The 23549-nt window shown below is 70.4% G+C and carries 17 protein-coding genes; 11 read left to right on the top strand and 6 right to left on the bottom strand.

Annotated features, from left to right (window positions below; all coding sequences use genetic code 11):
• Position 1: 1 nt before the first annotated feature.
• Together PLC66_RS05685 and PLC66_RS05680 are read right to left on the bottom strand one after the other, a co-directional pair.
• Positions 2-817, bottom strand: coding sequence for an ABC transporter ATP-binding protein (locus tag PLC66_RS05685; protein ID WP_324538275.1), 816 nt, complete (start codon positions 815-817; stop codon positions 2-4).
• The gene (locus PLC66_RS05680) at positions 814-1995 is read right to left on the bottom strand and encodes an MlaE family ABC transporter permease (RefSeq protein ID WP_324538274.1); all 1182 of its coding nucleotides are present in this window, start codon (positions 1993-1995) and stop codon (positions 814-816) included. The genes PLC66_RS05685 and PLC66_RS05680 overlap by 4 nt, the downstream gene beginning before the upstream one ends.
• A gap of 284 nt (positions 1996-2279) precedes the next feature.
• On the opposite strand from PLC66_RS05680, the gene PLC66_RS05675 reads away from it, so the two are divergent.
• The 9 genes from PLC66_RS05675 to PLC66_RS05635 all read left to right on the top strand — a co-directional run bounded on the left by PLC66_RS05675 (position 2280) and on the right by PLC66_RS05635 (position 16131).
• The gene (locus PLC66_RS05675; RefSeq protein ID WP_324538273.1) at positions 2280-3350 is read left to right on the top strand and encodes an HlyD family secretion protein; all 1071 of its coding nucleotides are present in this window, start codon (positions 2280-2282) and stop codon (positions 3348-3350) included.
• A complete protein-coding gene (gene rbbA / locus PLC66_RS05670; protein WP_324538272.1) occupies positions 3347-6136 on the top strand; it encodes a ribosome-associated ATPase/putative transporter RbbA in 2790 nt (929 codons plus the stop codon). Before PLC66_RS05675 ends, rbbA begins: the two co-directional genes overlap by 4 nt.
• A 41-nt stretch (positions 6137-6177) precedes the next feature.
• Entirely contained in the window at positions 6178-7314 is a 1137-nt protein-coding gene (locus PLC66_RS05665; protein WP_324538271.1) for an ABC transporter permease, read from the top strand.
• Between the two features lie 120 nt (positions 7315-7434).
• The gene (pgi, locus tag PLC66_RS05660) at positions 7435-9087 is read left to right on the top strand and encodes a glucose-6-phosphate isomerase (protein ID WP_324538270.1); all 1653 of its coding nucleotides are present in this window, start codon (positions 7435-7437) and stop codon (positions 9085-9087) included.
• A 252-nt stretch (positions 9088-9339) separates the two neighbouring features.
• Positions 9340-12297: a hypothetical protein gene (locus PLC66_RS05655; protein WP_324538269.1), complete on the top strand. Its 2958-nt coding sequence runs from the start codon at positions 9340-9342 to the stop codon at positions 12295-12297.
• Between the two features lie 19 nt (positions 12298-12316).
• Entirely contained in the window at positions 12317-13540 is a 1224-nt protein-coding gene (locus PLC66_RS05650; protein WP_324538268.1) for a ComEC/Rec2 family competence protein, read from the top strand.
• 114 nt (positions 13541-13654) lie between these two features.
• The gene (locus PLC66_RS05645; protein WP_324538267.1) at positions 13655-14575 is read left to right on the top strand and encodes a glutathione S-transferase family protein; all 921 of its coding nucleotides are present in this window, start codon (positions 13655-13657) and stop codon (positions 14573-14575) included.
• Positions 14576-14646: 71 nt separating this feature from the next.
• Positions 14647-15861, top strand: coding sequence for an MFS transporter (locus tag PLC66_RS05640; protein ID WP_324538266.1), 1215 nt, complete (start codon positions 14647-14649; stop codon positions 15859-15861).
• 27 nt (positions 15862-15888) lie between these two features.
• Positions 15889-16131, top strand: coding sequence for a hypothetical protein (locus tag PLC66_RS05635; protein ID WP_324538265.1), 243 nt, complete (start codon positions 15889-15891; stop codon positions 16129-16131).
• On the opposite strand, the gene PLC66_RS05630 is transcribed toward PLC66_RS05635, so the two are convergent.
• From PLC66_RS05630 to PLC66_RS05620, 3 genes are all read right to left on the bottom strand, one after another.
• Positions 16114-16986, bottom strand: a complete 873-nt coding sequence (locus PLC66_RS05630) for a UDP-2,3-diacylglucosamine diphosphatase (RefSeq protein ID WP_324538264.1) — start codon at positions 16984-16986, stop codon at positions 16114-16116. The two genes, PLC66_RS05635 and PLC66_RS05630, sit on opposite strands and share 18 nt — an antisense overlap.
• On the bottom strand, positions 16986-18218 hold the full coding sequence (locus PLC66_RS05625; protein ID WP_324538263.1) for a glycosyltransferase family 4 protein: 1233 nt from the start codon (positions 18216-18218) through the stop codon (positions 16986-16988). Before PLC66_RS05625 ends, PLC66_RS05630 begins: the two co-directional genes overlap by 1 nt.
• A 68-nt stretch (positions 18219-18286) precedes the next feature.
• Positions 18287-19903, bottom strand: a complete 1617-nt coding sequence (locus tag PLC66_RS05620) for a L,D-transpeptidase family protein (protein ID WP_324538262.1) — start codon at positions 19901-19903, stop codon at positions 18287-18289.
• A gap of 85 nt (positions 19904-19988) precedes the next feature.
• On the opposite strand from PLC66_RS05620, the gene mepK reads away from it, so the two are divergent.
• Complete coding sequence (mepK, locus tag PLC66_RS05615; protein WP_324538261.1) at positions 19989-20555, top strand: peptidoglycan L,D-endopeptidase MepK; 567 nt, start codon at positions 19989-19991, stop codon at positions 20553-20555.
• A gap of 16 nt (positions 20556-20571) precedes the next feature.
• On the opposite strand, the gene PLC66_RS05610 is transcribed toward mepK, so the two are convergent.
• Positions 20572-20940 (bottom strand): diacylglycerol kinase, encoded by a 369-nt coding sequence (locus PLC66_RS05610; protein ID WP_324538260.1) that lies wholly within the window; start codon positions 20938-20940, stop codon positions 20572-20574.
• 224 nt (positions 20941-21164) lie between these two features.
• On the opposite strand from PLC66_RS05610, the gene PLC66_RS05605 reads away from it, so the two are divergent.
• Entirely contained in the window at positions 21165-23537 is a 2373-nt protein-coding gene (locus tag PLC66_RS05605) for a protein kinase domain-containing protein (RefSeq protein WP_324538259.1), read from the top strand.
• Positions 23538-23549: the final 12 nt, after the last annotated feature.

Here is a 23549-nt window from a genome sequence, read left to right as displayed (position 1 = left end):
GTCAGGGTTTCTCCATTGCCACAGCCGTGCCCGCCACCGCGACGGCCGCCGCCCGGCCGCGCGGGCCGTGAAAGTATTCGCGGATCCAGGGGTCGTCGCAGGCGGCGACGTCGTCCAGCGCGGCGTTGATCAGCACCTTCTTCTGCGCCAGCACGGCGACGCGGTCGGTGATGGTGTAGATGGTGTCGAGGTCGTGGGTGACGATGAACACCGTGAGCCCGAGCGCATCGCGCAGGGTGAGGATGAGCTGGTCGAAGGCTGCCGCCCCGATCGGGTCGAGTCCGGCCGTGGGTTCGTCGAGAAAGAGGATGTCGGGGTCGAGCGCCAGCGCACGCGCCAGCGCCGCGCGCTTGACCATGCCGCCCGACAGGTCCGACGGGTATTTCTCCCCCGCCAGCGCGGGCAGGCCGGCGAGCGCGATCTTGAGCGCCGCCAGCTGCGCCGCCTCGCGTGCGCTCAGGCCGGCATGCTCGATCAGCGGCAGCGCCACGTTCTCGGCCACCGTCAACGACGAGAACAGCGCGCCCTTCTGGAACAGCACGCCGAAGCGGCGCTCGACCGCCATGCGCTGCGTCGCCGGCAGGGCCAGCAGGTCCTGGTCGAACACGCGCACGCTGCCGAGTCGCGGCCGGTTGAGGCCGACGATGGTGCGCAGCAGCACCGACTTGCCGGTGCCCGAGCCGCCGACCACGCTCAGGATCTCGCCGCGTCGCACGTCGAGATCGAGCGCCTCATGCACCACCTGCGCGCCGAACTGGTTGCGCACGCCACGCACCTCGATGATGTTGTCGGCGGCGCTCGCCGGCCCCGCCGTCACCAGCCCATCTCCATGCAGAACAGCGCGGCGATCGCATCGACGACGATGACGACGAAGATCGACTGCACCACCGCCGAGGTGGTGTGCTCGCCCACCGACTGCGCGCTGCCCTGCACGCGGAAGCCTTCCAGGCAGCCGATGACGGCGATCAGGAAGGCGAAGATCGGTGCCTTGGCCATGCCGACCAGAAAGTGGATGAGGCCGACGTTGCTCTCGAGCCGTGACAGGAACATCACCGGCGAGATGTCGAGCGTGAGCGCCGACACCAGCATGCCGCCGACGATGCCCGACACCATGGCGACGAAGCTCAGCATCGGCAGGGCCAGCAGCAGCGCGTACACCCGCGGCAGCACGAGCAGCTCGATGGGGTCGAGGCCGAGCACACGGATCGCATCGACCTCCTCGTTGGCGCGCATCGAGCCGATCTGCGCGGTGAAGGCGCTCGCCGTGCGGCCGGCGACGATGATGGCGGCGAGCAGCACGCCGAATTCGCGCAGGAAGGAGTAGGCGATCAGGTCGACGGTGAAGATGCTGGCGCCGAAGTCGGCGAGCACGGTGGCGCCGAGAAAGGCCACCACCGCGCCGACCAGGAAGGTGAGCAGGGCGATGATGGGCACCGCATCGAGGGCGGTCTTTTCCAGGTTGGCGACCAGCGCGGTGATGCGCCAGCGCCGCGGCTGCACCATCACGCGCAGGGCGGTCTCGAGTATCAAGCCGATGAAGCCGGTGAGGCCGACGACGTGTTGCCAGAACACGCCCATGGTGCGGCCGACGTGTTCGAGCACGTCGGCGATCGCATTGCCCGCCCGGGGTGGCGCGGCCGCCTCGACGTCGAGCGCGCTCGCCACCGCCTTCAGCAGCGCGCGGCGCTCGGCGGGCAGCGCGCTGGCATCGGCCGCCAATTCGGCCAGCCGCTGCGCGCCGAGCAGGCTGTGCAGCAGCTTTGCACCGGCGGTGTCGATCGCGCCGAGCGCGCTCGGGTCGATGCGCACCTCAGGGCCGATGCGCGCGCGCAGCGCCGCGGCGCGTGCGTTCAGCGCCTTGTAGTGGGCCAGCGTCCAATCACCCGTGAGGCTGAGCAAGGCCCCGCCCCCCGCGGCGTCGGGCGTCAGCTCGGCGCGCCCGGGGCTCGCCAGCACGCGGTCGAGCGGCCATAAGGGATGGGTGGATGCAGACATGGTTGGACGTCTCGCCTTGCGCTTGAAGAATCGTCAGTGTGCGGGAGTAGCCAGACAGGGAATCCCGCGCTGGGTTCGCGCCGCCCGGATGATCACGAGGCCCCGGAGCTGCTGCGGATGGCATAATCACGAGGCCCCGTGCACCCGCCCGACGACCGTGCCCAGGCCGAGACCCGGCGGCATTTCCGTTCGCCGTCGGCCGCTTGCCCCGGCTGCCAGCCGGTCATCCGAGAAAGCCGGCGTCATCTTACTACAGGGCCCGATTTGCGCGTCAGGACGCCCCGATGAAAGCCGAAACCCAGTCCCTCGTTCTCCGTGGCATCGCCGCCCTCGTTGTGCTGGCCATCGCCTTTGCCGCCTGGACCACGCTGCGCCCGCCCGCCGACGACGGCAACGTGGTGCGCGGCAATGGCCGCATCGAGGCAACCCAGGTGGATGTCGCCGCACGCGCCGCAGGCAGGGTGGCCGACATCCTGGTCAACGAAGGCGACTTCGTGCGCGCCGGCGACGTCGTCGCGCGCATGGACATGAAGTCGGTCGAAGCCCAGCTCGCGCAGGCGCTGGCCGAGCTCGCCAACGCCCGCAGCGCGCGCCAGACCGCGCTCGCGCTGGTGGCGCAGCGCGAGGCCGACGTCCTGATGAATGAGGCGGTGCTGGTGCAGCGCCGTTCCGAGCTCGACGTCGCCCGCCGCACCAGCGCGCGTTCGCAGGCGCTGCTCTCCGAGCGCGCCACCTCGGCCCAGATCGCCGACGACAACGCCGCCCGCGCGCGCAACGCCGAGGCCAACGTGCGCGTTGCCCAGGCGCAGATCACCGCGGCGCAGGCGGCCGTGGCGGCGACGCGCGCCCAGGTCGCGCAGACCGAGGCCGGCATTGCCGCCGCCGAGGCGGTGGTGGCCCGCCTGCGCACCGACATCGAGGACGGCGTGCTGCGCGCACCGCGCGACGGCCGCGTGCAGTATCGGGTGGTGCAGCCGGGCGAGGTGATCGGCAGTGGCGGCAAGGTGGTCAGCCTGATCGATGTCGGTGACGTGTACATGACCTTCTTCCTGCCCGAGCGCGCCGCCGGCCGCGTGGCGATGGGCAGCGAGGTGCGCATCGTGCTCGATGCCGCACCGCAGTTCGTGATTCCGGCCCAGTTGTCCTATGTGGCCAGCGTCGCGCAGTTCACGCCCAAGACGGTGGAGACCCAGAGCGAGCGCCAGAAGATGGTGTTCCGCGTCAAGGCGCGGGTCGATCCCGAACTGCTGCGCCAGTACCCCGAACAGGTCAAGACCGGCCTGCCCGGCCTCGCTCACGTGCGCCTGGACGCGGCGCGCCCCTGGCCTGCCGCGCTGGAGGTGAAGCTGCCGTGACCGCCCCTGGCGCCACGCCAGCGGTCGTCCGCCTCGATGGGCTGGAGCACCGCTATGGCGCGACACGGGCGGCCGACGGGGTCAGCCTCGACATCCCGGCCGGCCGCATGATCGGCTTCATCGGCCCCGATGGGGTGGGCAAATCCACCTGGCTCGGGCTGATCGCCGGCGCACGAAGGATCCAGCGTGGCCGCATCGAGGTGCTGGGCGGCGACATGGCGAGCGCGCGCCACCGCGCCGCCGTGTGCCCGCGCATCGCCTACATGCCGCAGGGCCTGGGCAAGAACCTCTACCCCACCCTGTCGGTGTTCGAGAACGTCGACTTCTTCGGTCGCCTGTTCGGCCAGTCGCGCAGCGAACGCGAGCGCCGCATTGCCGAGCTGCTCGCCGCCACCGGCCTGGAGGGCTTTGAATCGCGCCCGGCCAACAAGCTGTCGGGCGGCATGAAGCAGAAGCTCGGCCTGTGCTGCGCGCTGATCCACGACCCCGACCTGCTGATCCTCGACGAGCCCACCACCGGCGTCGATCCCCTGTCGCGGCGTCAGTTCTGGGAGCTGATCGAACGCATCCGGCTGCGCCGCCCGGGCATGAGCGTGCTGGTGGCCACCGCCTACATGGAAGAGGCCGAACGCTACGACTGGCTGGTGGCGGTCGATGCCGGCCGCGTGCTGGCGACGGGCACGCCCGCCGAGCTGCGCACGCGCACCGCCAGCGCCAGCCTGGAAGAAGCCTTCCTCGCCCTGCTGCCGCCCGAGCGCCGCAGCGATCACTCGCCCCTGTCCATCCCGCCGCTCGATGCGGGCGAGGTGGTGATCGAGGCGCGCGCGCTGCAGATGCGCTTCGGCGACTTCGTGGCGGTCGACGACGTCAATCTCGACGTCCGCCGCGGCGAGATCTTCGGTTTTCTCGGCTCGAACGGCTGCGGCAAGTCGACCACGATGAAGATGCTCACCGGCCTCCTGCCGCCCACCGAGGGCGAGGCGCGCCTGCTCGGCGAGGTGCTCGATGCGCGCAACATCGACACCCGGCGCCGCGTCGGCTACATGTCGCAGGCCTTTTCGCTGTATGGCGAGCTGTCGGTGCGCCGCAACCTCGAGCTGCATGCCCGCCTGTTCGACCTGCCGACGCCCGCGGGCGAAGCGCGCATTGCCGAGCTGGCCGCGCGCTTCGAGCTCGCGCCGGTGATGGAGGCCTTGCCCGACGCGCTGCCGCTCGGCATCCGCCAGCGCCTGCAACTGGCGGTGGCGGTGCTGCACCGGCCCGACGTGCTCATCCTCGACGAGCCCACCTCGGGCGTCGATCCGGTGGCGCGCGACCGCTTCTGGGCACTGATCGTGGACCTGTCGCGCCGCGACGGGGTGACCATCTTCATCACCACCCACTTCATGAACGAGGCCCAGCGCTGCGACCGCATCTCGCTGATGCATGCCGGCCGCATCCTCGCCAGCGACACCCCGGCTGCGCTGATGGCGCAGCGCGGTGCCCCCAGCCTCGAGGACGCCTTCGTCGGCTATCTGGCCGAGGCGAGTGGCGTCGAGCCGCCGTCGGCACAGCACGCCGGCCAGGCAGCGGCGGATGCGCCCTTGCCCGCCGCGTCCCCTGCACCGGAGGCGGCGCCGGGTCTGACATCGAGCCCGCCCTCGTCCCCCCGCCGCCCGCCGCGCTTCAGCCTGGCGCGGCTGCTGAGCTTCAGCGCGCGCGAGGCGACCGAGCTGCGCCGCGACCCTTTCCGCCTCACCCTCGCCCTGCTCGGCACCGTGCTGCTGATGCTGGTGATGGGTTACGGCATCACCACCGACGTCGAGAACCTCAACTACGCCGTGCTCGACCACGACCGCAGCACCGACAGCGAGCGCTACACGCTCAACCTGTCGGGCTCGCGCTACTTCTCCGAGCAGGCGCCGCTATTCAGCCACGACGACCTCGACCGCCGCATGCGCAGCGGCGAGCTGGCGCTGGCGCTCGAGATCCCGCCCGGCTTCGGCCGCGAGCTCGCGCGCGGCGCCCGACCCGAGATCGCGATGTGGCTCGACGGCGCGATGCCGATGCGTGCCGAAGTGGCGCGCGGCTACATGCTGGGCGTGCATGCACAGACGCTCGCCGAGGGCGTCGCCGCGGCCACCGGCACCGCGCCTGCGCCACTGGCCGACATCGCCGTGCGCTACCGCTACAACCCCGACATGCTGAGCCTGGTGGCGATGGTGCCGGCGGTGATTCCGCTGCTGCTGGTCTTCATCCCGTCGATGCTGACGGCGCTCGGCGTGGTGCGCGAAAAGGAGCTCGGTTCCATCCTCAACGTCTACACCACGCCGGTGACCAAGCTCGAGTTCCTGCTCGGCAAGCAGCTGCCCTACATCGCGCTGTCGCTGTTCAACTTCGCGCTGCTGTTCGTGCTCGCGATCACGCTGTTCGGCGTGCCCTTCAAGGGCAGCCTGCCAACGCTGGTCCTCGGCGCCCTGCTCTACGTCACCGCCACCACCGGCCTCGGCCTGCTGATGTCGACGCTGACGGACAGCCAGGTGGCGGCGATGGCGGGCACCTCGATCGGCACCCTGCTGCCGGCGATCCAGTTCTCCGGCATGATGGACCCGGTGTCCTCGCTCGAGGGCGTGGGCGCCCTCATCGGCCAGGCCTACCCGACCACCCACTTCCTCAACATCAGCCGCGGCACCTTCGCCAAGGCGCTCGACTTCGGCGACCTGTGGGCCGCCTTCGTCCCGCTGCTGATCGCGATCCCGGTGCTGACCCTGGCCTCGGTGCTGCTGCTGAAGAAGCAGGCGCGCTAGGCGCCGGGCCACCGGACCGGGACAGAGGCAAGGACGCCCCCATGCACACGCGCGGCACGCTGAGAAACACCTGGCACCTCGGCATCAAGGAGTTCCACAGTCTGCTCGGCGACTGGACGATGCTGTTCCTGATCGTGTTCATGTTCACCGGCTCGATCTACGCCGACGCCCGCGCCCGCCCGGAGAGCCTGCAACGCGCCGCCATCGCGATCGCGGACGAGGACCGCTCGCAGTTGTCGGCCCGCATCGTCGCCGCGCTGCAGCCGCCGCAGTTCATCACGCCCGAGATGATCGAGCTGGCCGACATCGACAAGGGCATGGACGCCGGCCGCCACACCTTCGTGCTCGACATCCCGCCCAACTTCCAGCGCGACGTGCTGGCCGGGCGCTCGCCGGCGCTGCAGCTCAATGTGGACGCCACCCGCCAGAGCCAGGCCCAGACCGGCACCGGCTACATCCAGCGCATCATCAACGACGAGGTGCGCGCCTTCGTGCAGGGCTACCCCTCGGTCACGCCGCAAGCGGTGGAGCTGGTGCCGCGCGCGCTGTTCAACCCCAACCTGACGCAAGGCTGGTTCGCCGCCGTCACCGCCATCATCAACAACATCACCATGCTGGGCATCCTGCTCACCGGCGCGGCGCTGATCCGCGAGCGCGAGCACGGCACCATCGAGCACCTGCTGGTGATGCCGGTGACGCCGCTCGAGATCATGCTGTCCAAGGTCTGGTCGATGGCGGTGGTGGTGCTGGTGGCCTCGTCCTTCTCGCTGCAGGTCGTGGTCAAGATCGCGCTGGGCGTGGTGGTGCCGGGCTCGGCCCTGCTGTTCGCGCTCGGCACCCTGCTCTACCTGTTTGCCGCCACCTCGATCGGCATCTTCATGGGCACCCTGGCGCGCAACATGCCGCAGTTCGGCCTCATGTCCATCCTGGTGTTGCTGCCGCTGCAGATCCTGTCGGGCGCGCTGACCCCGCGCGAGAGCATGCCCGAGCTGGTGCGGGTACTGATGTCCTTCGCCCCCACCACGCACTACGTCGGCCTTGCCCAGGGGGTGCTGTTCCGCGATGCGGGGATCGCCGTGGTGTGGCCCGAGTTCGTCATGGTCGCCCTCATCGGCGCGGTCTTCTTCGCCCTCGCCCACCACCGCCTGCGCCACACGATCGGCCAGATGCAGGCCTGACCCCCGGGCCTGTCGTGCGCAGGCAACGACGCCCGGCCGCTGCCGCTTGAGTCGGCCCCGGCTTGCGCTCATCATTGCCGCCTTCGCGCATTCCGCGCTCACCCCCTTGCTCTGCAAACCATGACCTCCATCGCGCAGTCGCCGGCCTGGCAGGCGCTCGGCAGACACTGTCAGCTCGTCCAGTCGCAACAGCTTACGGCCCTGTTTGCCGCCGACCCCGGGCGCGCCGGGCGCATGCAGGCCGAGGCCTGCGGCCTCGTCCTCGACTACTCCAAGAACCGCCTCACCGACGACACGCTGCGCCTGCTGCTGCAGCTCGCGCGCGAGGCAGGCGTTGCCGAGCGCAGCCGCGCGATGTTCGAAGGCGAGCGCATCAACGTCACCGAGGGCCGCGCCGTGCTGCACAGCGCGCTGCGCGCTGCGCCCGACACCGCGCTGATGCTCGATGGACGCGACGTGGTCGCCGACGCAGCCGCGGTGCGCGCGCGCGTGGCGGCCTTTGCCGAGCGCGTGCGCGCCGGCCAATGGCGCGGCTACAGCGGCGAGGCGATCACCGACGTGGTCAACATCGGCATCGGCGGCTCCGACCTCGGCCCGCTGATGGTGTGCGAGGCGCTCAAGGACCTGGCCCATCCGCGGCTCAGGCTGCATTTCGTCTCCAACGTGGACGGCGTGCAGCTCGACGACGTGCTCCGCCAGGCCGACCCGCGGCGCACGCTGTTCATCGTCGCCTCCAAGACCTTCACCACCCAGGAGACGCTCACCAACGCGCACGCCGCACGGCGCTGGCTGGTCGCGCATGCGGGCGACGAGGCCGCGGTGGCACGCCACTTCGTCGCCGTGTCGACCCAGGCCGACGCGGTGCGCGCCTTCGGCATCGACGCCGACAACATGTTCGGCTTCTGGGACTGGGTCGGCGGGCGCTTCTCGCTGTGGAGCGCGATCGGCCTGCCGATCGTGCTGCAGATCGGCCCTGCCGCCTTCGACGCCCTGCTGGCCGGCGCGCGTGCGATGGATGCGCACTTTCGCAGCGCGCCGCCGGAACACAACCTGCCGCTGCTGATGGCGCTGATCGGCATCTGGAACGTCGACTTCCTCGACGCCCCGACCCAGCTCATCGCCCCCTACCACCAGCGCCTGCACCGCCTGCCCGCCTTCCTGCAGCAGCTCGACATGGAGTCGAACGGCAAGTCGGTGCGCGCCGATGGCAGCCCGGTCGGCTGCCACACCAGCCCGGTGATCTGGGGCGAACCGGGCATCAACGGCCAGCACGCCTACTTCCAGATGCTGCACCAGGGCACGCGCTTCGCCCCGGTGGACTTCATCGGCGTGCTCGAGGCCCCCGCGGAGCGCGCCGAAGCCGCCCGCATCGCCTACGCCAATATGGTAGCGCAGGCCGAGGCGCTGATGCATGGCAAGTCCGCCACCGAGCTCGAGGCCGAGATGCGCGCTGCCGGCATCCGTGCCGACCGCATCGCGCAGCTGCTGCCGCACCGCAGCTTTGGCGGCAACCGGCCGAGCAACACCCTGCTGCTCAAGCGCCTCGATGCGCACACGCTGGGCGCGCTGATCGCCCTGTACGAGCATCGCACCTTCGTGCAGGGCGTGGTGTGGGGCGTCAACTCCTTCGACCAGTGGGGGGTCGAGCTGGGCAAGCAGCTCGCCGCGCGCGTGCTCGAGGACCTCGGCGCGCCGGCCGACCGCCACGCTCATGACGGCAGCACCACCGCGCTCATCGCGCGCTACCGGAGGCAGCACGCGAAGCCGGCGTGAGGAGTGCGGCCGCGGCCGCCCACCGCAAGGCACGACGGGTCAATCTGCGGTTGGAGTTCGGGCCAGATTTGCCTACATTCAGATCAGCCGCGGGCCGCGCTGCACTGCCGGCGGCCGGTATCCGAAATGGGTCAGCGCGGGGAGACGCGAGATGACGGTCCTGTATGTGGAGAGGCTTGCAGGCTTCGACGCCGTGCTCGACCGCCGTGCATTGGCCTGCCCCCTCTCGCGCGCCTGCTCGAGGATTCGCCGATGCCGCCGCTGAACCCGTCGGCGGCCATCGCCTCCTTGCTCGAGATCGGGCGCCACGAGCCCGACGTCCTGGTTCGCCTGGCGGCACTGGCGGCGGCGTTGCATCTCGAGCTCGACCCTGCACAGCACGGGGCGCTTGCCGAGGCCACCTGGGCCATCGCCGATCAATCGCCCAGCGCGTCCTACCCGCGCGGACTCGCCCTTGCGCTGGCGGCCCGCATCCCGCTGGAAAGCGTGCGCGAACGCCTGCGCGGGCTGGCAGTCGCCCCCGATGAGGCCGACGCCGAAGTGGCGGCCAGGGTGCTCGAGGCCGTCGGCGACGCGAGCCGCATCGCGCCGCTGCTGGCCGGGCTGCATCAGGGCAGGACGGCGAACTACCGACTGCTCGCCGCGCTGCCGATCGAGCGCGCGCTCGAAAGTGCGGCCGAGCTGCCGGAGCCGCACAATGGCATCGCCGAGGACGCCCGCTTCTGGTGGGCGCTCGCGCGCGCCCGCCTGGGCGACTCGTCGCCCCTCGAGAGCCTCTTCTACGCCGACGACACGCTGCCCTTCCTGTTCTGGGAGGAGCCCTGGTCGGCCTATGAGCAGATCGCGGCGATCGCACCGGTGCCGCCGCGCCTGCGTGCCCAGCTGCTGGCGCTGCTGGCCCAGGCCGACGCCGACGAGGCCGCCGGCATGTTGGATCCCGAGCAGGCGCGCGCGCTTCGCCTCACCGTGTGGGCCGCCACGGGCACCGCCGACGCTGAGGGCACTCCCCTCCGCGCGCTACCGAAGGCTGGGCATCCTGACCTCGAAGGGCCCGGCGCGAGCCGGCTGGACATCGCTGCGCTCCTCGCAGGCGCGCCCGCCGACGCGCAGCCGGCGCTGCCCGATAGGCAAATCGCGGCGCTGATCGCCGGCGAGCCCGCCGAGCATTTCATCCCCCGGCTGCTGGCCCTGGCGGGTCCAGCGTGGCCGAGCGATGCACGCATCCGCGCCCTGGGGCTCATCGGTCTCGCCGCCGACCTTCGCGCAGGCCGACCGGTATCGCCCCATCGCCGCGCCGCCGAATTCATGCGCAATCTGCCGCGGCCCGCCCCGATCCTCGATGAAACCGAGGCCCCGCGCGCGCGCGCCACCGACGCTTCAACGGCTGCGAATGCCACCGGGCCGCAGCCGCCCTCACGCGCACGCATGGCCCCAGGCGCCCGTTCGATGGCCGCGCCGTACGGCGCCGCAGCCGGGACCGAGACCGAAGCCGAGACAGAGACCGAGGCCGACCAGCGCCGGGTCAATGCGCTGATCATCGTCGATGGCCTCGCCCGCCTGCGCTTCGTCGCCGGGCGCCGGCAGATCATCCGCTGCTGGATCGGCCTGCCGCAGGCGCAGGCAGCCGTGGCCGACGCCCCCATCCCCACCGTCGACATCCCGGACGAAGGCCTGGCGCTCAGCGTCGAGCTGTGCTGGCAGGGACAAGGTGCTGCCGGGCTCATCCACCTGCCCGCCAGGCGCAGCGCCCGCAGCGAGGATTGCGACCTGCCGATCGAGGTGCCGGACGGCATCGACGAGCTCGAGGCCGAGTTGCTGTTCCGCTTCAAGGGCAAGGTGTTCGAGGCCGTCAGGCTGAGGGCCGCGGTCGAGCGTGAAGGCGCCGCCGCCTGCACCGACGCCGGCGCGGACCTGCAGCTCGCCGTGCAGTTTGGCCAGCGCGCGGTGATCGAGCTGCCCGAGCGGGGCGCCTTCGATGCCACGATCACCTTCGGCTCGGCCGAGATACGGGTGTTTGCCGGCAAGGGCGGGAAGATCTTCGACCTCGGCAGCACCAGCGCCCTTGTGCGGCTGCTCAACGACAAACTCTTCCTCAAGGACGTGTCGCTGGTGCGGCGGCGCAGCCAGCAGGGCGTGGACGAGCGCGACGCCGTGCTCGACGCCGACGACCCGGATGTGCTCGAACTCTTCTGCGACCTCGCGCGCCATGGCGCAACGCTGTACCAGGACCTGCGCAGCCAGGGCTTCGTCGATCCGGGCGAGCGCCTGCAGCTGGTCAATCACGACCCCAGGCGCTACGTGCCGCTGGAGTTCGTCTACGACCGCGGCTTCCCGCGCCGCGGCGCGCGCCTGTGTGCCGGCTGGCAGGCGGTGCTGGCGGGCGAGGCCGTCCGCTGCCCGGCCTGCGATACGAGTGAGGCGGCCGCGGCCGCCGGCGGGCGCAGCGACACGATCTGCCCGCTCGGCTTCTGGTCGATCCGCAAGGTGATCGAGCGCACCGACCCTGCACGGCTGCAGGATCTGTCCACCCCCACTGCGCCACGCCGCCGCCTGCGCGCCCTCGATGCGGCACTGTGCGCCAGCAGTGACAAGGTGCCCGAGGACCATCGCGCCGAACTGGGGGCGACGCTGGCCGCGGCGATTCCGGCTGCCACGGTGGTGAGCGACTGGGCGCAATGGGAGGCGGCGGTCGCGCGCGACGCCCCTCCACTGCTGATCCTGCTCGCCCACCACGACCTGGACGACGGGCTGGACTACCTCGAGATCGGCAGCGAAGCCCTCGACGAAGAGCTCAAGTGGCGCTTCCGCCCCGAGCTCAACGAGCACCTGATCAACCCGCCGCCGGTCGAACCCGGGCCGATCGTGCTGCTGCTGGGCTGCCTCACCGCCGCCGACAACCCGGAGATGGGCTACAGCGGCCTGGCCAACACCTTCAGTGCCTTTCGCGCCGGCGTGGTGCTCGGCACCCTGGCCAAGATCCTCGGCCGCCATGCCGCGCCGCTGGCGAGCGAGCTGGTGTCCGAGTTGCTCGCCGTCGACATGCCCGACGCCGACTTCGGCACCGTGATGCGCCGCGTGCGCCGGCGCATGCTGGGCCGCGGCTACCTGATGGCGTTGAGCCTGGTCAGCCTGGGCGACGCCGAATGGCACCTGCCGCAATCCCGCCCGGGCCAGGCGCGCCCGCCCGCCGACAGCGCCGCGCCGGCCTGACACCACGAGGAGTGCCGCCATGTTCCGCATCGAGATGCTGCCCGCCGCGCACGGCGACTGCCTGTGGATCGAGTACGGCAGCGGCAGTGCCATCCACCGCCTGCTCATCGATGGCGGCCCCGCCCACACCTATCCGGCGCTGCGCGAGCGCATCCTGCACCTGCCGGCGGCCGAGCGCCGCTTCGACCTGCTGGTGATCACCCATGTCGATGCCGACCACATCGAGGGCGTGATCCGCCTGCTGCTCGACGCCGAGGCCCTGCAGTGCCGCTTCGACCGCATCTGGTTCAACGGCCGCGACCAGCTCAATGCCGTGCCCGACCCCGCCGGCCAGCCGCTCGGCGCCCTGCAGGGCGAGATGCTGGGCGTGCTGATCGGGGACTACGAGGCCCGCACCGGCGAGTCGGTGTGGAACCGCGACTTCCCACGCGGCCCGGTGGCGGTCGACCGCAGCCAGCCCGCCCTGCCGGTGGTGGAGCTGCCGGGCGATTGCCGGCTCACCCTGCTGTCGCCCGATCATGCCGCCCTGCTCACGCTCAAGGACCGCTGGGTGCAGGAGCTGCGCAAGGCCCGCATCAGCTCGGGCGACACGGCCGCGCTGCGCCAGCGCCTGGCGGCCAGTCGCAGCCTGCGCCCGCTCGGCGACGTGCTGGGGGCGGAGGAGGACGAGGAGGAGACGGCGGCCATGGCCGACCGCTTCGAGCTGCCAGCCGACGACGACAGCGACCTGGGCGCGCAGCTGGAGGACGCGCTCGGCAGCGGCAGCGGGGAGCCAGGCGCGGACGCGCCCTTCGGCTGCGACCGCAGCCCGGCCAATGGCAGCAGCATCGCCTTCGTGCTCGAGTACCCGGCGGCCAAGCCGCAGGCGCGCGTGCTGCTTGCAGGTGACGCCTGGCCGGCCGTGCTCGAGGCCTCGCTCGCGCAATGGCTCGATGCGCCCGACCAGGTCCTGACGCTGAACGCGTTCAAGCTGCCGCATCACGGCAGTGTCGCCAACCTGAGCGAGGCCCTGCTCGCGCGCCTGCGCTGCAGCCATTACCTGTTGTCGACCAGTGGCGCGCTGTTCCGCCACCCGCATGCACGCGCCATCGACCTGCTGCTGCAGCAACACAAGGGCCCGGGGCGGCCGCAGCTGCACTTCAACTACCTGACGCGCTGCACCGAGCCCTGGAGCCGCAGCGCCGACCAGTCGGCGCGCGGCTATCGCGCCCATCATCCGAAGGGCGTATCGCTCGAAATTTGAAACGCCGCGCCGCCTGCCTTGTCACATCGGGCACCTGGCGCGGGCGCCGCCGAGGCCAGCGCGCCCGACGCCATCACGACAGCCCATCACGACAACGACAGGACAGCGACACGCATGAGCGGTTATCTCGACCACGGTCAGTGGAAGCAAGGCTGGTACGACACCGATGACACCCAGGGCGAATTCGTCCGCACGGTGACCGAGTTTCGCCACCATATCGGCCCCGACTCGCCCTTCCCGGCCGAGCCCGGCCGCTACCATCTGTACGTTTCGCTGGCCTGCCCGTGGGCCCATCGCACGCTCATCGTGCGCAGCCTCAAGGGGCTGGAAGACGTGATCCCGGTCTCGGTGGTCGAGCCGGTGATGTCCGAGCAGGGCTGGGCCTTCAGCGCCGCCCTGCCCGACCATGCCAACGGCTTCGAGCACGCGCATCAGCTCTACACCGCGGCGAAGGCCGACTTCAGCGGCCGCGTCACCGTCCCGGTCCTGTGGGACACGAAGACGCGCACGATCGTCAACAATGAGTCGGCCGAGATCATCCGCCTCTTCAACCGCGCTTTCGACGAGTGGGGCGATGCCCGCATCGACCTCTACCCCGAAGCCCTGCGCGCCGAGATCGACGACATCAACGCCTTCATCTACGACAACATCAACAACGGCGTCTATCGCTGCGGCTTCGCCACCCGCCAGGCCGCCTATGAGCAGGCCTTCGAGCGCCTGTTCGCCGCCCTCGACCGCATCGAGGCCCGCCTGGCCACCCGCGACTGGCTGGTCGGCGACCAGCACACCGAGGCCGATTGGCGCCTGTTCACCACCCTGATCCGCTTCGACCCCGTCTATGTCGGCCACTTCAAGTGCAACCGCCAGCGCATCGCCGACTTCCCGCAGCTGTCGCGCTACCTGCGCCGGCTCTATCATGTGCCCGGCATCGCGCGCACGGTGGACTTCGACCACATCAAGCGCCATTACTACATCAGTCACCCGCACATCAATCCGACACGCATCGTCCCTGCAGGACCCAGGCTCGAGTTTTGAACGGCACCGCGCCAGCCCCCCCGCCTCACTCTCCCCCCTGATCCTTGCCGCCTCGACCGCCCGACCGAGCCATGACCGGCCCCCTGTCCAAGACGCCCCTGCTGCCGCTGCTGCTGCTCTACGGCCTGATGCTGCCCGTCACCGCGATGGTGCCGGTGCTGCCGGACTTCACCGCCCAGCGCTTTCCCGGCCTGGGCCAGTTCGCCAGCCATCTGTTCATGTCGATCAACATGATCGGGGCGCTGGTCGGCGCGCCGATCGCAGGGCTGCTGTCCGACCGCCTCGGCCGACGCAAGGCGCTCGCGGTGACGGCGCTGGCGGTCAATGGCCTGACCCTGCTCGGCATTGCCTGGGCCTACCAGCGCGCGGACAGCTACGCGCTGCTGCTCGGCCTGCGCCTGTTCGAGGGCTTTGCCCACATGTCGGCGCTGTCGCTGCTGATGGCGCTCGGCGCCGACCAGCCGGGCAAGGCCGGCCTGGGCGCGCGCATGGGCGCGGTAGGGGCCGCGATCAGCCTGGGCGTGGCGACCGGCGCACCCCTGGGCGGCTTCGTCGGCGGCGTCGACCCGCTGTGGGTGCCGCTTGGCGGCGGGCTGCTGTCGCTCGCGCTGGCGCTGGCCGGCGCGCTCGGTCTGGCCGACTCGACGCACGGCCGCCCGCGCATGGCGGTGGGCGAGATCGTGCACACCCTGCGCAGCCGCCGCCCCTTGCTGGTACCGCTGGCGTTTTCCTTCGCCGACCGCCTGACGGTGGGTTTCATCGTATCCACGCTATCGCTCTACCTCGGCCTGGTGATCGGCTTCGATGCGCGCCAGATCGGCCTGGCAATGGCGGCCTTCCTGATCCCGTTCTCGGTCCTCACCTATCCGGCCGGCCACCTGTCGCGGCACTGGGATCCGCTCGCGATGATGGTTAGCGGCAGCGTGCTGTACGGCGTGTTCCTCGCCGTGCTCGGCTTCCTGCCCGGCACCCTGATCCTGCCGGCGATGGCGGTGGGCGGGCTGATCGCGGCGCTGATGTACGCGCCCTCGCTGGTGCTGGCCGCGCACTACGGCGGCAGCGACTGCCGCGCGAGCGCGCTCGCCGCCTTCAACATGGCGGGCTCGCTCGGCTTCGCTACCGGCCCGCTGCTCAGCAGCGGCCTGCTGGCCGTGTTCTCGCTCTGGCTCGCCGCGCCCTATCCGGCGGTGTTCGTCGCCATTGGCATGATCGAGGTCGTGCTCGCCCTCGTCGTGCTGGCCATGGTGCGCCGCGGCCGCCTGGCCGAAGTCGGCGCGCGCGCCTGAACCCAGCCCCGGAGTCCCCCCACAAGCATGAAACTGTCTCGCCTCTACCAGCCGCAGGACCGCCGCTTCTGGCTGATGCTGGTGCTCAACCTGTTGTCCGCCGTGCTCGCCTGGGTGCTGCGCACTTACCCGCTGGTGCCGCTGGCAATGGGCTTGGTGGCGCTGTTCGCGCTCGGCAATGCGGTGCTCGGCATCCGCCTCGCACTCGATCTGATGCGCGACACGCCGCCGGGCGGGGGCGGAGCCGGCGCCTCAGACGTCCGGCGTTAGGTAGGTGCGCTCGGGCTTGTGCGTTCGGCTGCGGAGCAGCACCGGCACGGTGTCGCCCCGCGCCGGAGCAGGAACAGCGGCAGGGGCAAGCTCCTCGCGTTCGACCTCGACCGCGGCGCCGCGCACGCCCCAGTTCACCACCTCGATGCGGCCGTCGTAGTGCTCGACGATGGCGCTGCAGGTGTCGACCCAGTCACCGCAGTTGAGGTAGCGCACCTTGCCGATGCGACGGTCAGCCGGCCAGTGGATGTGGCCGCAGACCACGCCATCGACACCGCGCTGCTGGGCGGCGTGGGCGACCGCGTCCTCGAAGTCGAAGATGAAGCTGACCGCCTTCTTCACCTTCTGCTTGGCATAGCCGGCCAGTGACCAGTAGCCGGGAATGCGCAGCAGCCGGCGCGCGCGCGACAACAGCAGATTGATGCGCACCAGGGTGTTGTAGCCGACGTCGCCGAGCACCGCGACCCAGCGGTGGTGGCGGGTGACCTGGTCGTACTCGTCACCATGCACCAGCCAGTAGCGGCGGCCATCGAGGGTCTCGTGAATCCATTCGGACTCGACGCGGATGTCGCCAAAGGCGACGCCTGCGTATTCGCGCAGGGCCTCGTCGTGATTGCCGGGGATGAAGAACACCTGGCAGCCGTGGCGGGCACGCCGCAACACCTTCTGCACCACGGTGTTGTGCGAGGCCGCCCACTGCACGCTGCGGTTCATCGCCCAGAAGTCGATGATGTCGCCGAGCAGGTAGAGATACTCGGACTCGTAGGTCTTGAGAAAGGCGAGCAGGCTGTCGGCCTGGCAGGCTCGCGTGCCGAGGTGGACGTCGGAAATGAAGATCGCACGTACGCGCTGCATCAGCTGCTCGCCTCCTGCGCGCCGATGGTGGCGGCCTTCTCCGGGACGCCGCTGCCTTGGCGCCAGACACGGACGAGGGCAGCGGCAAAGGCGTCGTTCACCTGTTCCCAGTCGATGCCGCGCGCCGTCTCGCGGGCGTGGCGGCCCAGGCTGGTGCGCAACGCATCGGCGGCGGCCAGCTGGACTGCGCGCTCGATGAAGCCTTCCTCGTCGCCACAGCGCACCACCGCGCCGTTGCCGAGATCCTGGATCACCTCGGCCGCGGCGGCGTAGTCGTAGGCGAGCGGGCACACCCCGCTCGCCATCGCCTCGAGGGTGACGTTGCCGAAGGTCTCGGTCAGGCTGGGGAAGAGGAACAGGTCGGCCGAGGCGTAGTGGGCCGCGAGCTCCTCGCCATGGCGCATGCCGGCGAGCACGACGTCGGGGTGCTCGCGCGCGATGCTGTCGCGCAGCGGGCCGTCACCGACCAGGATCATCCTGGCGTCGGGGCGCTGCTGGCGGATCGCGGCGAAGGCGCGCAGCGCCAGGCCGAGGTTCTTTTCCGGGGCGACGCGGCCGACGCAGATCACCGCCAGCCCGTCCACCGCAACGCCCCACTCGCGGCGCAGCGCCTCGCTGCGCCGGGCCGGCGAGTACAGCGTGGTGTCGACCCCGCGAGAGATCACCTCGATGCGTTCGTAGCCCTGGGTGGCGAGATCACGTGCAAGCGCCGAGGTCGGCACGTAGGTGGCGGCGGTGCGGTTGTGGAAGCGGCGCAGGTAGGCCGCCACCGGCTGGCGCAGCCAGCCGACACCGTAGTGCGCGCTGTAGTGGTCGAAATTGGTGTGGAAATCCGAGGTCACCGGCACGCGCAGCTTGTTGGCCGCGGTCACCGCCGTCCACCCCAGGGGCCCTTCGGTGGCGACATGGACCAGGTCCGGGCGCTGGCGCGACCACTCGCGCAGCAGCCGGGTGCGTGCCGGCAGACCGAGCTTGAGGCCGTCGTAGCGCGGCAGGCGCAGGCCACGCGACAGCAGCTCCTGCAGGCCATGGGTGCTGAGCGCGATGTCGGCGGGGGTCTGGCGCGGGCGCACGAGCTGGACGCTGTGGCCGCGGCCGATGAGGCCGTCGACCATGCGTCTGAGCGTCATCGCCACGCCGTTGACCTCCGGCGGCCAGGTCTCGGTCACCAGTGCGACGCGCAGACGCGGCGACTGGCAGAGCTCTTCGGTCGTGAAATCGAGCGTTCTCATGGCGCCGCAGCATAGGCGGCGCACAAGTCAGCCACGTTAAGCCGGCGTTGCCGGCAGATGACGGTCGCTCAGGGCCGCAGCGGCGCATCCAGCGCGGCGACGATGGCGGGGTCGTAGTTGTAGATGTCGTTGCGCAACTGCAGCGCGCCGGCCTCATCCAGGCTGGCGGTGCTGTAATGCAGCAGCACCGTGACCTCGCGGCCGACATTCACGGTGCGCGTGCGGCCGCTGTCGAGCGCGCTGTCGAGGGCCTCGGCGCTCCAGCGCAGCGGATCGTCGAGCAGCAGCAAGGCGAGCTCGGCGGGTTTCTCCACGCGCACGCAGCCCGAGCTGAGCGCCCGCTCGGCGCGACGGAACAGGGACGGTGCGTTGGTGTCGTGCAGGTAGATCGAGTAGCGGTTCGACAGCGAGAACTTGATGCGACCGAGCGAGCCGTCCGGGCCCGAGGCCTGCACGATCATGTACGGAAAGCCGCTGCCGCGTGCGCCGGCCCAGTCGATGTGCTCGGGATCAACCGTCTGCCCGCTGCGGTCGACCACCCGCAGGCGATGACTGGCGAGGTAGCCGGGGTTGCGCACCATGCCCGGAATCACGTCCTCGCGCAGGATGGTGGGCGGCACCACCCACTTGGGGTTGAACACCAGGTTGACCACGCTGTCGCGCAGCGAAGGCGTCTTGCGGGTCGGCCGCCCGACGATGATGCGCGAGGCCCACACCGTCTCGCCGCCAAGGCGCAGATCGGCGTGATAGCCGGTGATGTCGACCAGCAGGCGGTCCTGCTGCAGGTCCTGCGCGACCCAGCGCAGGCGCTCGAGGTTGGCACGGATCTGGTCGGCGCGCTGCGCCGGCGAGGCGTTGAGCGCAGCCAGCGTCTGGCGCCCGATCACGCCATCGACCTCCATCCCATGGCGCTCCTGGAAGCGACGTACGGCGGCCACCAGCGTCTCGTCGTAGCGGTTCGGGTCCGCGGCAGCGAGCCCGGCCTCGCCATCGGCCTGCAGTCGCGCGCGCAGCGCGGCCACGCGCCCGCTGCGCTCGCCCGGGCGCAGCGTCGGCCCGCCCGGCACCTTCGGCCAGTCGCCCAGCGCCGCCAGCGCGCGGTACTGCGCCAGGCCACGCTGCAGCGCCCGATACAGCGGCAGATCGGGCGCGTGAGCGTCGATCGCCGCACGCAGCTCCGCCGCCTGCACCACGCCGGCCAGCTCGACGGCCCGCTCATAGGGGTTGGGGGCGGGGGTGAAGTTCCACTCGCGGTACAGGCTGCGCGGGTCGAGCTTGCCGTAGCGGATCTGGCGCAGCAGCTCGGCGAGCGTGTCGCTCAGCAGCAGCTCGCGTTCGGCGCGGTGGGCGGGCGACAGCGTTGCCGGGTCGGCGGCGGCGGCGGCACGCAGCGCAGCGGGGCGAAAATCGGCTGGATCGAGTCCGTGCTCGCCCACCGCCTCCACCGCCGCCAGCAGCGCCTGCGCGCGCGGGGCGTGCTCCCAGGCCGGGCGGTAGGCGCGTGAGAGGTAGAACAGCGCCACCGTCTCGTCCATGGTCGCCGGGCGCAGGCGCAACTGCTGCTCCAGCACGACGGCCACACCGCCGTCCTGCTGCGCCAGGGTCGGGGCATTGGCGAGCTGCACGGCCGCCTCCTCGCCCACTGCCGGCTGCGGCGCGATCAGCAGCAGCCCGCAACAGCTCACGGTCGTTACAAAACTTTTGCCCAAACGCAGCCCGACATCGTTTAGGATGCCGCGTTCAAGTGCTTGTTCGGACTCATTATTATTCATGTCAAAGATTTCCCGCGATCACGCCGCGCCGCGCCGGCGCCTGTTCCTGAAAGGCCTCGCCACCCTGCCGCTCGGCCTTTCCTTCCACGCTTCGCACGCTGCACAGCACGACCGCCATCTCGGCTTCCGCCACACCCACACCAACGAGCGCCTTCAGCTCGTCTATCGCAACGGAAACGGTTACATCCAGCCTGCCTTGCAGCGCATGAACTGGTTCTTTCGCGACTTCCGTACGGGTGAGTCTACACGCATGGACCCCCGGCTCTATGACCTGCTCCACGCCCTCAGCATAGCCTGCGGCGGCGACACCTTCGAGATTATCTCGGGCTATCGCTCACCGGCGACCAACAATGCCCTGCGCAAGACCGGCGGGGGCGGCGTCGCCAAGCGCAGCCTGCACATGGACGGCAAGGCCATCGACATCCGCCTGGTCGGGGTAGACACCCGGCGCCTCCGTGATGCCGCACTCGCCCTCGGCGCCGGTGGCGTGGGCTACTACCCGAACTCGGACTTCGTGCATATCGACACCGGGCCGGTGCGTAGCTGGGGACCGCGCGCGGCCTGAAGCCGGACCGCCCGCCTCAGCCCCACAGCATCAGCCCCCACACCACCGCCGCGTTGATCAGCGCAATCAGCACGGCGGCACTGCCGATGTCCTTGGCGCGCTTGGCGAGCTGGTGACGCTCCAGCGACACGCGGTCGACAGTCGCTTCGATCGCAGAGTTCACCAGCTCGACGATCAGCACCAGCAGCACGCTGCCGATCATCAGCGCGCGGGCGACGGCCGAGTCCGTCAGCCACAGCGCGAGCGGCACGGCCAGCACCGCAAGCCACAGCTCCTGGCGAAACGCATCCTCGTGCCGGTAGGCGGCCTTGAGGCCGTCCACGGAGTAATGGAAGGCATTCCAGACACGCCGCAGGCCGGTCTTGCCTTTGAACGGGCTCTCCATGTCGCGCTTTTCATCCTTGCAGATCCAGGGGCGGCGATGATGACATGAAACCAGTTACGGTCCGTGCATGAGCGCGCTGCGGCGTGTTGCAGGGTTTGTCGTCAGCGCGCCCGCGACGGAGCTCTGCGGGACGCTGGACGCCACGCGCGTTCTGCTTTAGCGTTGCGCACCCGCGTGGCCACCGCGTGCCCGCCTCTTCATTACACGGCAGCAGAGTCCCATTCATGACGAGCAGGATCGGGCGATTCGAAATCAGACGCGAGCTCGGGCGCGGCGCGCAGAGCATCGTCTACCTCGCCTGGGATCCACAGCTCGAGCGCGAAGTCGCGGTGAAGACCCTGCACTTCGCGCCCGCCGAGCGGCGCCAGAATGCCGCGCTGCTGAGCGAGGCGCGTTCGGTGAGCCGGCTGCGCCACGCCGGCATCGTGCCGGTGTTCGAAGCCGGCGAGGAAGACGGCGACCTCTACCTCGTGTTCGAGTACGTCCCGAGCGAGAGCTTGGCCGCCCAGATGCGACGCCGCGGCGCGATTCCCGCGGCCGAAGCGGTGCCGATGATGATCGACATCCTCACCGCGCTCGCCCAGGCCCACGCCCAGGGCGTCATCCACCGCGACCTCAAGCCCAGCAACGTGCTGCTGGACGCCGGCGGCAAGCCACGCGTGATGGATTTCGGCATCGCCAGCCGGATGGACGACCCCAAGGCGCGCGAAGGCCTGTCCGGCACGCCCGGCTTCATGGCCCCCGAATACATCGAGCGGCGCGAGGTCAGCGCGCGCAACGACGTCTATGCCGCCGGCGTGATGCTGGTGGAGATGCTGAGCGGTCGGCGCGTCCATCGCGAGACCGAGCCACGCAAGCTCATCGAAGTGGCGCGCACGACGCCAGTCACCTTGCCCGCCGAGGGCGCGCCGATCGACGAGCCGCTGGCTGCGATCGCGCTGCGGGCCGCGGCCTTCGATCCGGAGGCACGCTTTGCCGACGCCGACGAGTTCCGCCGCGCGCTCGAGGCCTGGCTGCAACCCGAGGACACGGAGCTCGCCGAGGCCCCGGACGGCAGGCAGGCGGCCCTCGACTTCCTGATCCGACGCATGAAGCACCGCGGCGACTTTCCCGCGCTGTCGGAATCGGTGGTGGCGATCAACCGCATCGCGTCCAGCGAATCGGAAACGATCGGCACCTTGTCGGCGCTGATCCTGCGCGACTTCTCGCTCACCAACAAGCTGCTGCGGCTGGTGAACTCGGCCCACTACCGCCCCGCCGGAGGCGGCCAGATCAGCACGGTCTCGCGCGCGATCGTGGTGCTGGGCTTCGACGCGGTGCGCAACATCGCCATCACCGTGCTGCTGTTCGAGCACCTGCAGAACAAGGCCAATGCAGCCCTGCTGAAGGAAGAGTTCCTGCGCGCCTGCCTGGCCGGCCTGTTCGCGCGCGCACTGGCCACCCGCCTGCGCCTGCGCGACGGCGAGCAGGTCTATATCTGCGCCGTGTTCCACAACCTCGGCCGCCTGCTTAGCCAATTCTACTTTCCGGAAGAGAGCGAGGACATCCGTCGCCTGATGCAGCAGCAAGGCTGCAAGGAAGAGGTCGCGGCGCAGCGCGTGCTCGGCACCGGCTTCGAGGAGCTCGGCGTCGCCCTGGCGCGCAACTGGGGCTTCCCCGACCTGATCCAGGCCAGCATGCGCCGCATCGAGGACGGACCGGCACGCCGCCCGGTGAATGCCGAAGAGCGCCTACGCGCCCTGGCGGCCTGCGCCAACGAATACTGCGATGCCGTCGCCCTGCTGAGCCCGGCCGAGCGCGACCGCGCCATGCAGCGCATCATGAGCCGCTTTGCCGATGCGGTGCCGGTGGACGCGCGCGATGCGCGCGAGCTGATGCAGGCCTCGATCGACGAGATCAAGGACTTCGCCCAGATCATCAAGGTCAGCCTGCCGAACACCCGCATCGGCCGTCACCTGCGCCACTTCGTCGATGGCACGCCCGTCGCACCGGGCGCCCTCACCGACACCGGCCTACCGACCGAGGCGCTGCTCGAGCAGATCGAGCCGGTGCAGGCGACCGAGGAAGGCCAGAAGGCGGCCGATGCCCAGGTCGTGCTCAGCCAGGGCATCCAGGACATCAGCAACAGCCTGGTGGAAGACTTCAAGCTCAACGACGTGCTGCGCATCATCCTCGAGACCATGTATCGGGCGATGGGCTTCAAGCGCGTGCTGCTATGCATCCGCGACGCGCGCACGAACGCGATGACCGGCCGCTTCGGTCTCGGCCCAGGCGTGGCCGAACTGGCCAAGCAGGTCCATTTCAGCCTCTCGGCCCACCCCGACAATGTCTTCAACGTAGCCACGGCGAAGGGCGTGGACATCCTGATCACCGACATCGACGACCCCAAGATCGCCACCCGCGTGCCCGACTGGTATCGCAAGTCGGTGCCCTCGCGCACCTTCGTGCTGCTGCCGCTCACGATCAAGGGTCGCCCGGTGGCGATGATCTACGCCGACAAGGACCGCGCCGGCGAGATCGAGATCAGCGAGCAGGAACTCGCCCTGCTGCGCACGCTGCGCAACCAGGCGGTGCTGGCAATCAAGCAGGCGGGCTGAGAGGCGCCCGCG

The organism is Thauera sp. (genome assembly GCF_035444905.1).
In the GTDB taxonomy this organism is placed as follows: Bacteria; Pseudomonadota; Gammaproteobacteria; order Burkholderiales; family Rhodocyclaceae; genus Thauera.
This window is presented reverse-complemented; position numbering and strand designations above follow the sequence as displayed.

Bases quoted from the DNA above. Each gene is read 5' to 3' on its own strand.
- PLC66_RS05680 (WP_324538274.1), bottom strand. From the start codon at position 1,995: ATGTCTGCATCCACCCATCCCTTATGGCCGCTCGACCGCGTGCTGGCG.
- PLC66_RS05675 (WP_324538273.1), top strand. From the start codon at position 2,280: ATGAAAGCCGAAACCCAGTCCCTCGTTCTCCGTGGCATCGCCGCCCTC.
- PLC66_RS05665 (WP_324538271.1), top strand. From the start codon at position 6,178: ATGCACACGCGCGGCACGCTGAGAAACACCTGGCACCTCGGCATCAAG.
- pgi (WP_324538270.1), top strand. From the start codon at position 7,435: ATGACCTCCATCGCGCAGTCGCCGGCCTGGCAGGCGCTCGGCAGACAC.
- PLC66_RS05655 (WP_324538269.1), top strand. From the start codon at position 9,340: ATGCCGCCGCTGAACCCGTCGGCGGCCATCGCCTCCTTGCTCGAGATC.
- PLC66_RS05650 (WP_324538268.1), top strand. From the start codon at position 12,317: ATGTTCCGCATCGAGATGCTGCCCGCCGCGCACGGCGACTGCCTGTGG.
- PLC66_RS05645 (WP_324538267.1), top strand. From the start codon at position 13,655: ATGAGCGGTTATCTCGACCACGGTCAGTGGAAGCAAGGCTGGTACGAC.
- PLC66_RS05640 (WP_324538266.1), top strand. From the start codon at position 14,647: ATGACCGGCCCCCTGTCCAAGACGCCCCTGCTGCCGCTGCTGCTGCTC.
- PLC66_RS05635 (WP_324538265.1), top strand. From the start codon at position 15,889: ATGAAACTGTCTCGCCTCTACCAGCCGCAGGACCGCCGCTTCTGGCTG.
- PLC66_RS05630 (WP_324538264.1), bottom strand. From the start codon at position 16,986: ATGCAGCGCGTACGTGCGATCTTCATTTCCGACGTCCACCTCGGCACG.
- PLC66_RS05625 (WP_324538263.1), bottom strand. From the start codon at position 18,218: ATGAGAACGCTCGATTTCACGACCGAAGAGCTCTGCCAGTCGCCGCGT.
- mepK (WP_324538261.1), top strand. From the start codon at position 19,989: ATGTCAAAGATTTCCCGCGATCACGCCGCGCCGCGCCGGCGCCTGTTC.
- PLC66_RS05610 (WP_324538260.1), bottom strand. From the start codon at position 20,940: ATGGAGAGCCCGTTCAAAGGCAAGACCGGCCTGCGGCGTGTCTGGAAT.
- PLC66_RS05605 (WP_324538259.1), top strand. From the start codon at position 21,165: ATGACGAGCAGGATCGGGCGATTCGAAATCAGACGCGAGCTCGGGCGC.